The 15,186-nt window shown below is 38.9% G+C and carries 13 protein-coding genes and 2 pseudogenes; 9 read left to right on the plus strand and 6 right to left on the minus strand.

The window, feature by feature from the left end:
* The first annotated feature begins 65 nt into the window (after positions 1-65).
* The 3 genes from AOR04_RS19310 (at position 66) to AOR04_RS19320 (ending at position 1,633) form a co-directional block, all read left to right on the plus strand.
* Positions 66-599: a hypothetical protein gene (locus tag AOR04_RS19310; RefSeq protein ID WP_096794373.1), complete on the plus strand. Its 534-nt coding sequence runs from the start codon at positions 66-68 to the stop codon at positions 597-599.
* Positions 600-948: 349 nt separating this feature from the next.
* Positions 949-1,173 (plus strand): hypothetical protein, encoded by a 225-nt coding sequence (locus AOR04_RS19315; protein WP_096794374.1) that lies wholly within the window; start codon positions 949-951, stop codon positions 1,171-1,173.
* A gap of 97 nt (positions 1,174-1,270) precedes the next feature.
* Positions 1,271-1,633: a DUF3658 domain-containing protein gene (locus AOR04_RS19320; RefSeq protein ID WP_096794375.1), complete on the plus strand. Its 363-nt coding sequence runs from the start codon at positions 1,271-1,273 to the stop codon at positions 1,631-1,633.
* Positions 1,634-2,072: 439 nt separating this feature from the next.
* On the opposite strand, the gene AOR04_RS19325 is transcribed toward AOR04_RS19320, so the two are convergent.
* Positions 2,073-3,107, minus strand: coding sequence for an IS110 family transposase (locus tag AOR04_RS19325; protein WP_096794376.1), 1,035 nt, complete (start codon positions 3,105-3,107; stop codon positions 2,073-2,075).
* Positions 3,108-3,394: 287 nt separating this feature from the next.
* On the opposite strand from AOR04_RS19325, the gene AOR04_RS19330 reads away from it, so the two are divergent.
* A complete protein-coding gene (locus AOR04_RS19330; RefSeq protein WP_007377189.1) occupies positions 3,395-3,679 on the plus strand; it encodes a hypothetical protein in 285 nt (94 codons plus the stop codon).
* A gap of 35 nt (positions 3,680-3,714) precedes the next feature.
* On the opposite strand, the pseudogene AOR04_RS22160 reads toward AOR04_RS19330, so the two are convergent.
* Positions 3,715-3,894, minus strand: a pseudogene (locus tag AOR04_RS22160) (IS110 family transposase); the annotation flags it as partial.
* 185 nt (positions 3,895-4,079) lie between these two features.
* On the opposite strand from AOR04_RS22160, the gene AOR04_RS19340 reads away from it, so the two are divergent.
* The 4 genes from AOR04_RS19340 (at position 4,080) to AOR04_RS19360 (ending at position 7,525) form a co-directional block, all read left to right on the plus strand.
* Entirely contained in the window at positions 4,080-4,568 is a 489-nt protein-coding gene (locus tag AOR04_RS19340; protein ID WP_096794377.1) for a GNAT family N-acetyltransferase, read from the plus strand.
* Between the two features lie 208 nt (positions 4,569-4,776).
* Positions 4,777-5,511, plus strand: a complete 735-nt coding sequence (locus AOR04_RS19345) for an HNH endonuclease (RefSeq protein WP_096794378.1) — start codon at positions 4,777-4,779, stop codon at positions 5,509-5,511.
* 790 nt (positions 5,512-6,301) lie between these two features.
* Positions 6,302-6,655: a MerR family transcriptional regulator gene (locus AOR04_RS19355; protein ID WP_096794380.1), complete on the plus strand. Its 354-nt coding sequence runs from the start codon at positions 6,302-6,304 to the stop codon at positions 6,653-6,655.
* A 60-nt stretch (positions 6,656-6,715) separates the two neighbouring features.
* Entirely contained in the window at positions 6,716-7,525 is an 810-nt protein-coding gene (locus tag AOR04_RS19360; RefSeq protein WP_007377192.1) for an SDR family NAD(P)-dependent oxidoreductase, read from the plus strand.
* A gap of 39 nt (positions 7,526-7,564) precedes the next feature.
* Here the strand turns inward: AOR04_RS19360 and AOR04_RS21935 are convergent.
* A pseudogene (locus AOR04_RS21935) lies at positions 7,565-7,738 on the minus strand (IS110 family transposase); the annotation flags it as partial.
* A gap of 62 nt (positions 7,739-7,800) precedes the next feature.
* Complete coding sequence (locus AOR04_RS19365) at positions 7,801-8,703, minus strand: LysR family transcriptional regulator (protein ID WP_008134514.1); 903 nt, start codon at positions 8,701-8,703, stop codon at positions 7,801-7,803.
* Between the two features lie 130 nt (positions 8,704-8,833).
* On the opposite strand from AOR04_RS19365, the gene AOR04_RS19370 reads away from it, so the two are divergent.
* A complete protein-coding gene (locus AOR04_RS19370; RefSeq protein ID WP_007377195.1) occupies positions 8,834-9,592 on the plus strand; it encodes an SDR family NAD(P)-dependent oxidoreductase in 759 nt (252 codons plus the stop codon).
* Positions 9,593-9,836: 244 nt separating this feature from the next.
* Here the strand turns inward: AOR04_RS19370 and AOR04_RS19375 are convergent, their stop codons facing one another.
* On the minus strand, positions 9,837-12,770 hold the full coding sequence (locus AOR04_RS19375) for a TonB-dependent receptor (RefSeq protein WP_096794381.1): 2,934 nt from the start codon (positions 12,768-12,770) through the stop codon (positions 9,837-9,839).
* A gap of 241 nt (positions 12,771-13,011) precedes the next feature.
* Positions 13,012-15,138: a glycoside hydrolase family 16 protein gene (locus AOR04_RS19380; protein WP_096794382.1), complete on the minus strand. Its 2,127-nt coding sequence runs from the start codon at positions 15,136-15,138 to the stop codon at positions 13,012-13,014.
* Positions 15,139-15,186: the final 48 nt, after the last annotated feature.

The following is a 15,186-nucleotide window of genomic DNA, read 5'->3' on the forward strand; positions in this document are numbered from 1 at the left end:
ACACCGTGTGGGAGTCATTATGTCTATACGAATCTTTAGCTAGGTGCTAAAAAAGGGAGCCAGGAATGCTTAATAAAGTTGTTATAATTAGTACCTCTACCGTTCTTATAGCCTTGCTTTCTCTATTTTTCATCTCCCATAACAGCTATGCAGGATGGTCTGCATATTCGAGAATCACACCTGAAAACATACATGAACAAAGGTTTAAATTTACATTTAATAAAGTAAAATTCTCCAAACAATTTAAATTAACGCTAGACGATCACTATGTAGGTAACGGAAAAGAAGAAGAGTTCTCTATTTTAAAAAAGTCAGCTTGGATCGTTTTAACAAAAGAACCACTTAATATCGCTGAGCAGAACTTACATAGGTATTTTGGGGATAGTTCTATTATATACGACTCAGAAGTGCTATTTATTTCTAAACTAGGTTATACACAAGACTCCTCTAATAAAAATGTTCTGGAGGTCGTTTTGGACAAAACCCAATTAAGTTCTGCTTATATTTATGTTGGTTACGATAGACCAGTAAATGATGGTGGACTTAGGTATACGATAGACTTAAAGACATTTTATATGGATTATATAAGTAAAAATTGAATGGTTAGGTGAAAATTCGTATAACAAGTCGTTAAAGCAGGACAAATAACAGTTGGCTTTTGCTCCTGCGTCGCTTATTTTAGCCAACATATTATTTGCCTCTTAACGAGGCGTTGTGGCTGTAGAATTACTCTTTTTTAAGAAAAACAGCCAGTTTTATGGGTTCCAATGCATTACCTAATGCTTTAAAAACGCTTAGAGTTAATTACAGGAGCTCGTTTTTTAATTGAATTTGGCTGTTAGAGTTATTCTACAGCCTCGTTATGTGTCATAAGGAGTCGGTATTCTAATATTCACTATTTGCGTTCTAATCTATATTTTTTCGTGTTTCTATATTGCGAAACTTAATGTGATTATTCGTGCTCAAATCAAAGGGAAAATCGTACTAGAGTATATTGCAGCACTTATATTTATTGCTTTATATATTCCATATTCGTTTTTCTTTCCAACTTGGTTAAGTGAGTATTTTGTTATTTGGGAACGTACTTCTGACATTACAGCAATGATGATCTTATTTGGTGTGGTAGTATCGGCATTAGCAATTTTTAAAGCTGGGCGTTTAAATGCCACATAACAAGCTAATTAATAAGGACAAAAAACAGTTGGCTGTTTTCGTTCCTCAACATTTTAGCCAACAATTTTATGCCCATTATTAGGGCGTTAGTTTTACGATGATGAAATCAAGTTTAGCAATATTAATCACAATGTATTTTCTTTTAGGTTGTGACAGTCGAGATGAGAAAACTATGGAAGTACCTGTTGAAATCGAATTTACAGAAAGTGACTTAAATTACTTTAATCAGCTTAGCCAATATGAATTAGAATTAATTGATAATACTCTTTATTCTCATACGAGTGAAAGTTGGCAAAAAATAGCTATGGTTATTGCCAAATCTTTAAAATTGCGCGATCAATTTAAAGATCTAAATGATATTAAGTTATTACTTAGGGTTCATCACTTGATAAATACTAGTAAGCTTGAATCACAAGGTAATATCAAAGCTATGCGTTTTAGTGAAGTAAAGCGAAAGTAAAACTTAGAATAACAAAGACATATATGGACGCTCCCTTGAAGTCAAGACGAGCCGATGTATAAACATCTAAGTTGGTGCTTTTATTCATTATCATGTATTCCATTTCGCAGTAATGATGCGTCACAAGCTTGCTAAAAAGCAAAGGTACTGACATATATTCGAGCTATGGTGTCATGATTATCATGCGCCATGCTCCTAATGAGCTTCGTACCAAGGGACCTAAAAAATATTCACCCAAACGAGATTTAATCTCGTGTCTTTATCTGGTTAACCTTGGTTAGCGTGCGCTTTTTGTTTCATTATAAGTGAAGTACATACAGGATAAGCGTATGTTACGACTTAAGTGCCCAAACACCCACTCAGGTTTTAAAACCTATGTCATAACCAGGCTGTCTTAAGTCGTAAACTCGGGTGTGATTGGCGTGTAAAATACGCATAATTAAGCATCCTTGCGTGTATTTTGCACATACTGAGGTGAATAGAGGGCTTGCTTGGTCAGCAATACCCACATCAGCCGCGCCAATCTGTGTGCGGTGGCGACCACCAAACAATTAAAGTGTTTTTTCTCGCGCAACTGGTTTATCCACTGGCTTAGCGCATCTGTTTTATGGTGGCTTCTGGCGATAAGGGCGCGAGCACCGTGAATAAGTTGTTTTCGTAGGTAACTGTTGCCGCGTTTAGTAATACCAGACATTTTACTTTTATCGCCTGATGCGTATTGTTTAGGTGTTAATCCTAGCCACACACCGAGTTCTTTTGCGCTCTTAAATGCCTGACCGTTCCCGATTGATGCTGCATAGGCTGAGGCATTGAGTACACCCACGCCAGGGATAGAGTGAAGTATTTTAGCGTTTGTATCCCGTTCAACGTGTGCAGTAAGCATCGCTTCAATAGCTTTAATGCGTTTAACAAGGGTTTTGTATTCGGTGTAAATATCACTCACCATTATGCGCAGCTGAGGGCGAAGCTCAGAGTCACTTTCTAAGGCAATTATCCCTTGCTCAAACGCCTTAATACCGACAGGAAATACATACCCAAAATCGACCAATAAACCGCGTAACTGGTTGGTTGCAGCAATCCTGTTTTGCAGAAGTCGCTCACGTATCTTATGGAACATGAGTATTTCTTGCTGAGCTTCGGTTTTAATAGGAACGAATTTAATATGAGGGCGTAAGCTTGCTTCATAGATAGCAAGTGCATCGTTACTGTCGTTTTTATTACCGCGAACAAAGGGGGTAACGTGTTGTGCAGGAATAAGGTCAACGGTATGACCGTAAGACGAAAATACTCTTCCCCAGTAGTGGGAAGAATAACAGGCTTCCATAACGACGCGGCACGGTGGGGTATTTGCCAAGAATGCGTTGAGTTTAGGTCTGTTTAAGCGTTTATTGCATTCTCTTTTATGGTTAGAATTGAAGCCAGCGACTTGGAATACATTTTTTGCCAAATCAATTGATAATGTGCTAATTTTCATGGTGGACGTTCCCTTTAACTGAATGTGAGTTATAACCAGTTTGGCGCATTGACGCCGTTTTGGGGAGCGTCCATCTCATCACCCACCTTAAATTTTGCACTTAACCACCGTAATTCCTTCCAAAAAACTAATTAAAACAACACCAAACTCCCACTTTATATTCTGCATAAAATACAGTAATAGATTGAACCAAAATAGGAACTCAGTTATGGTTTGTTTATTAATAAAAACAGATAGAAAACGGGTTAATCTTCAGGCTCGTTATATTTCAATGAAAGGAATCTACGATGAAGCCGTATAAAAATTTATCTACACAAAACTTACCTTTGCTATTGCTAATCACGAGGGTTACAACTGTTTTAGCGCTCATTGCTATTGTCGTATCAATTATTGCCTTTATCACATCTTTCTTCATGAAAACGGGATTTGGGATTAATCAATTGTTTGTTTTATCAACAGCTATATTTCCATCAGCCATGTTTGTTTTATTAGGCTCTGGCGTGGTGGCTGCAATTATCGCTTTTGAAGAGAGTTATCGTAAAAAATCCGAGGCGTATATTGCATCACTTTGAAATCTAAGAACTCGCCCTGAGGTGGATAGCATGCGCTAAAGCTCACTTTCCACCGCAAATTTTAACAGCGGTGAACCCTTACTTTTCAATGAAGTTAAGGAAGTTGATTCGTCTTAAAGCGTACGTGTTTTCCAGTACCTAAATAGGATTCGTATCCACTTAAATGCCAATGATCTGATGATGGTATTATGGAATTTCATTTTGGTTTTTTGCTGCCAACTATCCTGCCAATTTCACAAATGTTTGCCTTGAAAATTTAGAGTTAAGCCCTTTCACCCTAAATAAAAGCCACTCAACCCCCGTAATTCCTTCCAAAACGGCAATTAAAACAACACCAAACTCCCACTCTATATTCTGCATAAAATACAGTAATAGATTGAACCAAAATAGGAACTCAGCTATGGTTTGTTCATCAATAAAAACAAATAAAAAACGAGTTAATCTACAGGCTCGTTATATGCCTATAGAGGTTCTTCAAAATCATATGGAAATTCGCAATATTTCCTGGGAGCAAACAATCCCGCTTCGACAAAGTATTCTTTGGCCAAACAAGCCTCCTGAATATTGCCATGTAGATGGTGATCCTGATGCAATTCATTTTGGTACATTTATCAATGACGAACTTGTTTGTGTTGCTTCCGTATACATAAAATCACATAAAGCTCGCCTACGTAAGTTTGCTACTAAAACTGATTATCAAGGGCAAGGCATTGGCTCTCAAATGCTAAAGTTTATTCTTCAATCCCTTAATAATACGGTTGTAAATTTTTTTTGGTGTGATGCTAGGGAATCAGCTTTAAGTTTCTATCAGCGTTTCGGTATGCAGCCATACGGAGAGCGTTTTTATAAAGCTGATGTTTCTTACTTTAAAATGGGAGTTGCTTTATAGTAAGTTTAAAGCGGCATATAACAAACTGTTTAAGGGTGATTCGCAGCAATTACAGCGACACCCATCCTAAATTTCCTTATTTAAATTAAGATGGGTGTCAAGTGTACTCTCAGGCTTTTGCTCCTTCGTCGCTAATTTTGGCCAACAATTTTTTGCCTCTTAACGAGGCGTTTATGTATTTATCGAAAATCTCAAAATCAGGTGAAAAATGAACTTAGTTGAGTCTACTGCTGAAGTAATCGAAAATGCTCGAGAATTTAGTTACATAGTTAAAGGGAATAGCATTGCTTATGACCGTTTTTCCCAGTTCTTCCATTGGTATTATTTCCCAGAGCTCAGCTTATTTGCTCCAAGTAAATTCATCGGGTACAGAAATACAACAGTTTCAAACTACGTTGGTAAAGGAAATGGCGGAGAGACTCAAGCTGTCTTAAATAAGTGGTTTTCCAAGCTAGAGGAGACATCAGAAGAGTACAAATTAGCTTCTGATGAACTGCAAAAATTTGCCACTAAAATTGGCAAAAAGTTATCAGCAAAAGTGTTTAATGGAACTGGTGGTATTTATTTACTTTCCAGCCACGTTAATATTTCTTTATATCCAGATGAGACTAACGAACCTGAATACAAAGAGGGTAAGGTAAGGCAAGTTACTGTAAATGCAATCGAACGTAATCCTGAAGCTCGACGAAAGTGCATTGAATATTATGGTGCCGTGTGTAACTCATGTGATTTTGACTTTTCTGAAAAGTACGGAGCTGAGCTAGGTTCAGGATTTATCCATGTTCATCACGTATTGGATATAGCTCTTGTTGGGAAAGAGTACAAAGTTGACCCTATAAATGATCTTCGTCCACTTTGCCCAAATTGCCATGCTATGGTTCATAGAACAAAGCCAGCAATGCACCCAGATCAGTTAAGAGAAATCATCAAAAAAAATACATAACAAAGCATTTAAGAGTGATTCCCAATGCTTGGCATTTTTCATTCCATCGTTGGGTTTTGTGTTTACGGTGGTAAGGTTAGGTTTTGTGCTAGCGTTGCTCACACCTTAATAATTTTAAGGATAAAAAATTGAGTCTTGGAAGGTGGGATGACGCAATACTCAAAAGCCTCTTATTTGTGGGAATAGGCATTGCTGTCTCGGCTTTATTTACTGGTTTAGCACCATCATCAGTAAACGACCTTTTAGGGTTGGTTGTTACATTTTTACTATATGTGGGTGTTTATCTGTTTATTTCTATCGTAGGTTGGTTAGTAATTGGGTTTCCACTTCATTTTTTAATAAGCAAATACACAAATCGTTCCTATTTATATTATGCTGCTATACCAATGGCGTTTGTTCTACCGTCCTTGTTTTATAAAGGTTCATTGTTGTTTGGTCTCGCAGCACTATTTCAAGCCTTAATATTTCGTTTTTACGTTTACAAAAAAATATACCAAACGCATCAAACCTGATTCCGCAAGCAGGCCGGTTTTTTGCAAAACACGGCGCAAAAAAGCGTCCAACTTGCTCCGCTGTTTATGCGGGCGTTATAACCATTTTTAGTGGGGTGGCCGTGTTTAGAGGATTAGGTCAATGGAAAAACTCATTGAAGCCTGCTCACCAAGTTTACTCTCAAACGGGCTAATAACAGCTGGCTATTGTTCGTGCTTCACACATTTCAGCCAACGTTCTTTAGCCGTTTAATGTAAGCATTAGACGATTATCTATTCCATCACTCATAAGGATTACTATGTTAATAGGTCGTGTTTCTGAATTGACTGGAGCAACTCGAAAAGCTATTCGGTACTATGAGTCAATTGGTTTGATAACGCTTCCAAATAGAAAAGGTAGCTACCGTATTTATAGTAATCATGATGTTATGGTTATAAGTATGATTTGTCGTGCTAAAACCCTTGGGTTTAGCCTCGGTGAAATCAAGGATATAGTGTCTAAAAAAACGGAGGAAAAGAAACTTCCTATTGATTTGATTCACCTACTTATAGATAAAAAAATATCACTTTTAAAACAAGAGATTGACGAGATTTTGCTGAAAAATGAGAATTTGAAGCAATTTAAAATAGATTTAGTTAAAGAATTCACTTGACCTTCCCCTCAAGGGAAAGGCTTACAGTTAACTGATAATTAACTCATAGGATGATTTATAGTGAAAAAGCTGAATTTAGAAAACACAAATATATTAATTACAGGCGCATCTTCAGGCATCGGGAAAGAGTTTGCTAAACAACTCGCTAGCAAAGGAGCTAATTTAATCCTAACAGCCAGAACGCATAGCGATCTAATAAGTTTAGCGCAAGAGTTAGAGCGTGAACATAGGAACATTTGGATTAAAACTATTCCCGCCGATTTAAGTGAACTAAATGGCCCTAAAAAATTATTTGAACAAATAAATGATTTAGGCTTGTCAGTTGATTATTTGATTAATAATGCTGGTTTTGGAAAATTTTGTGAGTTTTCTGGTGAGAGTTTTGAAACTTATCATAAAATGTTGATGTTAAATGTTAATGCATTAGTTGAACTTACTCATTTATGTTTGCCTGCAATGGTAAATAAAAATAGCGGCGGAATTATTAATGTAGCATCTATTGGTTCTTTTCAACCTTTACCATACCAGACTGTTTATGGTGCATCTAAAGCTTTTGTATTAAGTTTTTCAGAGGCTCTTACCGGAGAATTATTAGATAAGAATATTCGCGTCATGGCCTTGTGCCCCGGTACTACAGAGTCTCGTTTTATGGAAAATGCTAATGCTGATACATCCAATATGAACTTGGCTCCTGCAAGCAAGGTAGTTAAATCTGCGCTCGCGGCTTACGAAAAAAATAGAATGTATACAGTATCGGGTAAGATTAATTACGTAGTCTCTTTAATACCTCGATTATTTTCACGTAAAAGGACAGTCAAAATAGTTGTTAGCATGTTTAAGGACAATGTACTGGGAAAAAGCTTAGTTTAAGGTTCATATAAGGACATGCCTTGAGGTGGACAGCAAGCACTAAAACTCACTTTCCACCGCAAATTTTAATAGTGGTGAACCCTTGCTTTTCAATACAGTTAAGTAAGTTGATTTATCGTAGGGCGTATGTGTTTTTAAACACCTAAACAGTATTCGTATCCACTTAAATGCTAATGTTCTGATGATGCTATTATGGGGTTTTCCTTTACTTCTTGCTGCCAACTATCGTGGCTAAGTAACGATGCTTTAGCGCAAAATGAATAACGCACAGATTATTACTTTGTAAAGACGCTCAATTGTTCTTCAAGCCAAAGCATAAATGCACTTACGCGCTTGGGCAGGTGGTGCCTATTTGGGTACAAAATATTGATTGGTAGGTCGGGCATCGCGTATTGAGGCAAAACTTGTATAAGTTCGCCAGATTCAAGGTATTTACTTATACCGTGAATAGGTGATTGAATAAGCCCGAAACCACTCAGTACTGCGCTTAAATATGCCTCTGAGGAGTTAACAGTAAGCTGGCTTTTCATCGTTATTGATTGCAATTGATTATTGCTATCTAAATATTCGAAACCCGGATCAGGGATACCAAGTGTTTGACTGTAGCGAACAATGTAATGATTTTTTAAATCGTTAAGAGTTTTAGGTAAACCATGATTTTTTACATAATAACGGCTTACGCAATTTAAAACTTTAAAGCTGCCCAAACGTCGTGCAATTAACGATGAGTCGGTAAGTTCGCCCACTCTTACTACGCAATCAAATCCTTCTTTAATGACATCTACTCGTCTATCGGAGCTGCCAAGTTCTATTTCAAGATTTGGGTGCATTTTTAAAAACGAACTTAAGTTTGGAATGATGGTATCTCGACTAACAGCTTGTGGCATATCTACACGTATTCGGCCTGTTAAACCTTTATCCTCACTTACAAATAAATTTTTTAAATCGTCAGCGTCGCTGATAATTCCTAGTGCACGTTGATAAAATAGCTCACCGTCTGAAGTCATATTTACAGTGCGTGTAGTACGGTGTAATAAACGCGTATTTAATGTACTTTCAAGCATGGTTACTGCTTGCGATACACTTGACTTAGGAAGATTTAAGCTTGTTGCTGCTTTAGAAAAACTACTGAGTTGCGCTACTTTAATAAAAATACGTATTGCGTTTAGGTCTTTCATAACACTGTTTATTGTTCGTTTATTTTGAACAGTGTAACTCTTTTCAGCCTGTTTATCTTTGTTGCTTGAAAAAATATACTGGCTTGGAAGTTATTTAACTCCCCGCTTTTATTTTCAACAGGATATAACAATGAACAAACGAATTGCAGTGATCACCGGTGGTAATCGTGGGCTTGGTAAAAGCACGGTGCTTTGCCTTGCAAAGCAAAATATCGATTGCATTTTTACTTACCGTCGTCATGAAAAAGAAGCAAAAGAGGTTGTAAAGCAAGTACAGGAGCTAGGCTCTAAAGCGGTTGCATTGCAATTAGATGTAAGTGATATGCTCGGCTTTGAGGATTTTGCACAACAACTACAAAATGTCCTGCAGACTCATTGGCAACAAAGTGAGTTTGATTACTTAATTAATAATGCAGGGGTGGGGCTTACTAGCAGTTTTGCAGACACAAGTGAATCAACTTTTGATACGTTAATAAATATTAACTTAAGGGGAGTATTTTTTGTTACCCAAACATTGTTGCCCTTTATAAAAAACGGTGGTCGTATTATTAATTTATCAAGTGGTTTAACGCGTTTTTCATTACCCGGTCATATTACTTATGCAATGACCAAAGGTGCAATAGAAGTAATGACAAGGTATTTAGCTCAAGAACTTGCACCTAAAAATATTACGGTAAATGTTGTAGCCCCTGGTGCAATTGAAACCGACTTTGGTAATGGCGTCGTTCGTGATAACGATGAAGTAAATGCGTTTATTACATCACAAACGGCAATGGGCAGAGTTGGTGTAACAGACGATATAGGGCCTATGATTGCTAACTTATTAGCGGACGAAAACCGTTGGATGACAGGCCAACGACTTGAGGTATCGGGCGGTATGTATATGTAATCATACCAACCGGCATGAATCTTTGAGCAATTTAGTGAATTAAATTTCACTATAGCGTCGTCTAAATTTTTCTTTAGAACAACTATGTACAAAAATTTTTGCCCAGCTCTAGCGTAATTTTCTTAACGTTAAATAGTCCCCATATATAAACAGATTGGTATCACTTATTAAAAAATTATGACTTTAGACAATAAAAAACCGCTCGGTGAGCGGTTTTTTGCATTTTTTACTAAAGGAAATTTAGTTAGAACGTGTAACGAGCACCAATTGAGTAACGAGGACCGTATTGATTAGCAAATAAGAACTGCTCTTCGTAACGTCCGTAACCTTCTTCGGTTGCATTATTTAAGTTTATGCCATCAAAAAATACCGTTACGTTTTCGCTTACATCGTAGTTAACGCTCATATCCCATTGGCCATACGCTTTAGCATATTGCGGAGGCGCATCAGCTGAACCTTGCGCTTGGCCTACACCAATTAGGTATGAGTCGCGCCATGCATAAGTAATTTTAACTGATAGGCCGTCTTTTTCGTAAAAGCCTTGGAAGTTAGCTGAGTCACTTAAGCCTGTAAGTGGTGCTTGTTGATCAAGGCTTTCGCTATCAAATTCAACGTCGCCATCTACAAACGTCGCGTTAACACCAACACCAAAACCGGTTTCACCAATTAAGTGTTGAACAGCTACTTCAAAACCATCTACCGATTTACTGTCGGTGTTTTGTGGTTGGCTAATATTCCATGTAATTAGCGGATCGTCGCTGTTTGGCTCAATAACGCCATTTGCATTGCCGTAACCGCTGGCAATCATTTGTGCAAAAATAGCGTCGGTTGTTGCTTGCTCGCCACGTGATTCAATATCGCTTACGGCTTGTAAGTAACGAGGGCCGTTTAAAACATCGTACAAGCCATCAATAGTGGTTTGCGTAATGGTGGTTTGAATAAAGTTATCAACATCTTTTTTAAAGTAACCAACAGACGCGTAGCTGCCTTCTGCGTAGTAATACTCAAGTGATAAATCAAGGTTTGTTGATTCAAACGGCAATAAGTTTGTATTACCTTGACTACCTGTGCGAGAACCTGGTTTTGGGCTGCCTGTTAAGCTGCGGCCACCGGCTAAATTACCTAGTGGTGCACGCGACATTGTTTTACCCCAAGATACGCGGGCTACTACGTCTTCAGTTAAATCAACACTTACGTCGATTGAAGGCAGTAAAACATCGTAATCACCTTGTTGTTCTAAGAAGTTATCATCGCCGCCAGCAGCGTATTGCATGATCCACTCAGAAGCGCTGATCCAATTAACTTGATCTTCAACGCGTTGACGTACAGTACTGGTTACGTCTGTTTGCTCATAGCGTAGGCCTGCATTTACTTTTACGTAGTAGTTACTTACGTCAAATTCCCAGCTTGATTGAACATAAAAGCTATTAGTGATTTCTTCTACGTAACTTTCGCTGTCAATACCATCCATATAGGCATTAGCTGCGTATGCATCTGAGCCTGTTACATCTGCTGTTAAATAAGCAATTTGGCGTGCAACAGCTTCATCAAAGTCATACGTGTAGTAGTAATTAGGTTGTAAGTCGCTACCGCCGCCAGCAAATTGGTCTAAAAGACCCGATGTATCGTGACGTGTAAACATGCTATCTGGGAATATTTCTGTATACGATGGGTTAAAGCCTGGACCACCTACTAAACCACTCCACGCGGTGTAACCACCGGTGTTTTGCTCAGTACGTGATGTACCAAATTTAACTTTAACTAAACCAATGTCGTAGCTTTCGTTATACCACGTAGTATGTAGTTGTAACTGTTCAATGTTTGACTCACCCGGTGAGTGAGTAAACTGACTAAAGTTTGAGTCAATTTCGCCTGGTGTTAGTTCGCTTGTGCCGTTTAACCAGTTAACTTGAGCACTTGGAATATCGCCTGTGCGGTAATCGTAAATTTTATTAGCAAGCTGATCTGAGCCCAAAATCACTTGGCCGGTACTGCCTAGCCCGTCATCGGCGCCGTTGTCAGTCTCATTTTTAGAGTCGTGGTAATCAAGCTCTACGTGCCATGTGTCGTTAATTTCCCAATCAAGATTTAAACCAAGTGAGCGTGCTTTTACTTCTGTAGTACCTTTATTGGCTGTGAATGACGCATCGTTACCGCTAATATCAGCATAAACAGCTGTACCATTTTCATCTAGTTCGTAGCCATTAATATTGCTACCAAAGTCGTTCCAAATACCCCAACCAATACTCTGAGAACCTGTTACAGCTTTACTTGCGGTGTAATCAAGTGTTGCTACAAAGCCATCTACCGGTGCGTATTGAAAGGTAACTTGTCCGTTTGTTCGTTCACGTTCTACATCTTCAATAGAGTAGTTCATGTCTTTAGGGAGGTAGTAGTTACCTGCAGGGTCTGTGCGGTTATCAACTACGTTGCTGCTATCTAATTCAGGTAAGTCTACGTTTGCCTGCCAGCCTTGAATATTGGCACTTTGTTTTTGAAAGTCACGCTCTTGGTGCGAAAATGAAAAACCAAAACCAAAAGTGTCATCTACAAAAGTATTGCTATAAACCGTAGAAAACTCTGGTGTTACGTCATCGCCAGCTTCGTTTGACGAGTCGTGGTTTGCTTTAACGGTAGCTGAAAAGTTTTGACCCGGCTTTTGAAAAGGGCGCGCAGTAGAAATATTAACTGTTGCACCTAAGCCACCGCTTGGCACGTCTGCACGTGCTGTTTTAAATACTTCAAGCGCACTTACGCCTTCAGAGGCGATGTTTTCAAGGTTATACGAACGTGTATAACCTGTGCCCGGCATTTGGCGGCCATTTAAGGTAATTAAGTTAAACTCAGGACCAAAACCACGTACTGTAATTTGGCTACCTTCACCGTTTGCACGACTTACCGATACACCGGTAATACGTTGTAATGATTCTGCTAAATTGGTATCTGGGAATTTACCCATTTCTTCAGATGAAATGGCATCTACAATGCCAGAAGAGTCGCGTTTCATATCCATAGAACGAATAAGTGAACCACGAATACCTTTTACTTCAATAACTTCTACATCAGATGAAACGCTTGTTTCTGCTTCTGCCGCAATAGCTGTGTTTAATGTGCTCGCAGCAATGATGAGAGACACAGAAGCCGCAAGTTGGCTCTTTTTAAAATTGAATGTGTTCATAATAGCTCTGCTTTATAAAATGTTGTTCAAGTGTGAAGGTGCTGTGTAATACCAATTTTATTAAAAACATGATCATTTTATCGCATTAAATAACTCACTAACTGCGTTAAAATTATTCATATAGAACAACTATATGTCACAATTTTCGCCTTGTTATTGTGCTATTTTCTTAGCGCTATAATAGGTCTCTTGTTTAATTCAATTGGTATAAACACCTAGAATTTTGTCAGTGAAATCTTAATTATGGGTTTGAAATTTTTACATTATCAACACGGTATACTGCGCCAGCGCCTTGGCCCCAATTAGGAAAAATCATTAATACATCTATTGCACTTACATCTAAACCGGCAGCCGATAAGTCAGAAAGCGTATAAGTATATGTTTGCCATTCGTTTAAAATAGGGGCAATGCCTTCAACACTTTCAGTAAGTTCAAGCTCTACGGCAGAGTCACCTTCGTTTGATTCAACTTTGAAAAACCATGGGGCATCGGGTGTGCTTGGCATACTCGTAACTTTCATATCAAACGTAATTTGACCAACCGTTATGATAGCGCTTGCATCAAATGCTTCGCCGCTCCCGCCAACAGATGTACGGCTATTAAAGCCCATTACGGTAGGCGTATCGTTTATTATAAACTCTGCTGTTATACCATGTTGTTCATCATCCATTGCTTCCACTGGCGTAGAGCCGCTACAGCAGTCCCACATTGGCCAATCAAGATTTTGGGTATCAGAGAACACATCAAGTTCAGGGAAATCTTGCGTAATTTTTACATCATCAACTCTATAAACAGCACCATTACCAGTGCCCCAAGCAGGAAAGATCATAACCGCATCAATTGCGCTAATATCTAGGTTTGCAGCAACAAGATCGGTTAATTTAAAGGTGTATGTTTGCCATTGACCTACAACAGGGGCAATACCTTCGACGCTTTGAGTAATAGGCAATTCGGCTGCAGTAGGTGTGTCCCCTGCGCTTTCAAGCTTAATAACCCATGTAGAGTTTGCATCAGCAGGTGCGCTAGTTACTTTCATTTTAAATTGAAAATACCCTTGTGCTAACAGTGGTGTTGCATCGAAAGGTGATGCTACGCCTGCTTCATCAGAAATGTTTGCTGCTCTTGAGATAAAGCCGTTTACAGTTGGGTTTTCACCAACACTAAATTCAACTGTATTACCTTGCTGAGCGTCAGCTACTATTGCAGGAGTTGAACCTCCGCAACAATCCCATGCAGGCCAATTAATATTAAAAGAATCACTAAATATGGTTAATGGAGTAACTCCTCCAGCTATAGGAACTGGTGCCTCACCCTCAAGTAAGGCATCGTTTAAGCTATCGTAACCTGGGCGAATGGTTTCACAACCTTTACCTGTATCAGGGTTTGATGCACATTGATAAACACGTACGTAATCAATAGCAAAGGTTTGGCCGTTTTCAAATGCGCTAGCGTCTACACCTAAATCATTAACGTTTTCAGGCCAGTCGCCGCCTACTGCTAGGTTTAGCAATAAGTGAAAGTCTTTATCAAATGGTGCGCTATCCCAATGCGTTGTAAGTTCGCCAGAACCTTGTTCAAAGTATTCTGCAAACCAACCACGATGTTTTAAGCCCGCAGGCTCATTTTTGGAATTATATAAAACCTCAGATTGACGCTGAGTTGCATAAAGGTAACCGTCTACGTACCAGCGAATTTCACCTTCTTGCCATTCAACAGCATACGTATGGAAATCATCTGCCGGATTAGTATTCTCAGGGAATTTAAATTCTTTGCCCGTAGAGCTGTTATCTGGCCATGCACGTCCGTAATGAAGGGTACCGTGAATACTTGACTCTATCCCGCCGTCTTCATCTGGTGTTTTAAGGTTTACTGATTCTAAAACATCTATTTCACCAGAACGAGGCCAAGTGCCGTAAACTTCATCTGTTGGCAGCATCCAAAATGCTGGCCAGCTACCTTGCCCCGATGGAAGTTTGGCGCGCACTTCAAAACGACCATATGTAAAGTCGGCGTTGTAACGCGTATTTAAGCGCGCTGAAGTGTAAGGTTTTTCTGCACCTTCTTCGGCCGGTAGGGCAACAATGTTTAACACACCGTCAGCAATAAATGCATTATGCTCGCTGTCGGTGTAACACTGTTTCTCGTTGTTACCACCGCCATTGCAGTTTAATTCGTAGTTCCATTTGTTTGTATCAATGGCTGAGCCTTCAAACTCGTCGCTCCAAACCATTTGCCAATCTGATACTGGCTCAGAGGCATCTACATTTTCAAAATTTGATTTAGTGGCAGAGTCACCACCACAGCCAGCTAACGTAACTAAAGAGATAGCGGCAAGTAAACGTGTAATGTGCGTTGTTTCAATGTTCATAACTGAACCCCGGTTTCAACAGATTATTGTCAGATTAATTGTTTTTGA

The organism is Pseudoalteromonas sp. 1_2015MBL_MicDiv (genome assembly GCF_002407505.1).
In the GTDB taxonomy this organism is placed as follows: Bacteria; Pseudomonadota; Gammaproteobacteria; order Enterobacterales; family Alteromonadaceae; genus Pseudoalteromonas; species Pseudoalteromonas fuliginea.

Bases quoted from the DNA above. Each gene is read 5' to 3' on its own strand.
- AOR04_RS19345 (WP_096794378.1), top strand. From the start codon at position 4,777: ATGAACTTAGTTGAGTCTACTGCTGAAGTAATCGAAAATGCTCGAGAA.
- AOR04_RS19365 (WP_008134514.1), bottom strand. From the start codon at position 8,703: ATGAAAGACCTAAACGCAATACGTATTTTTATTAAAGTAGCGCAACTC.
- AOR04_RS19320 (WP_096794375.1), top strand. From the start codon at position 1,271: ATGATGAAATCAAGTTTAGCAATATTAATCACAATGTATTTTCTTTTA.
- AOR04_RS19310 (WP_096794373.1), top strand. From the start codon at position 66: ATGCTTAATAAAGTTGTTATAATTAGTACCTCTACCGTTCTTATAGCC.
- AOR04_RS19330 (WP_007377189.1), top strand. From the start codon at position 3,395: ATGAAGCCGTATAAAAATTTATCTACACAAAACTTACCTTTGCTATTG.
- AOR04_RS19355 (WP_096794380.1), top strand. From the start codon at position 6,302: ATGTTAATAGGTCGTGTTTCTGAATTGACTGGAGCAACTCGAAAAGCT.
- AOR04_RS19325 (WP_096794376.1), bottom strand. From the start codon at position 3,107: ATGAAAATTAGCACATTATCAATTGATTTGGCAAAAAATGTATTCCAA.
- AOR04_RS19380 (WP_096794382.1), bottom strand. From the start codon at position 15,138: ATGAACATTGAAACAACGCACATTACACGTTTACTTGCCGCTATCTCT.
- AOR04_RS19340 (WP_096794377.1), top strand. From the start codon at position 4,080: ATGGTTTGTTCATCAATAAAAACAAATAAAAAACGAGTTAATCTACAG.
- AOR04_RS19370 (WP_007377195.1), top strand. From the start codon at position 8,834: ATGAACAAACGAATTGCAGTGATCACCGGTGGTAATCGTGGGCTTGGT.
- AOR04_RS19375 (WP_096794381.1), bottom strand. From the start codon at position 12,770: ATGAACACATTCAATTTTAAAAAGAGCCAACTTGCGGCTTCTGTGTCT.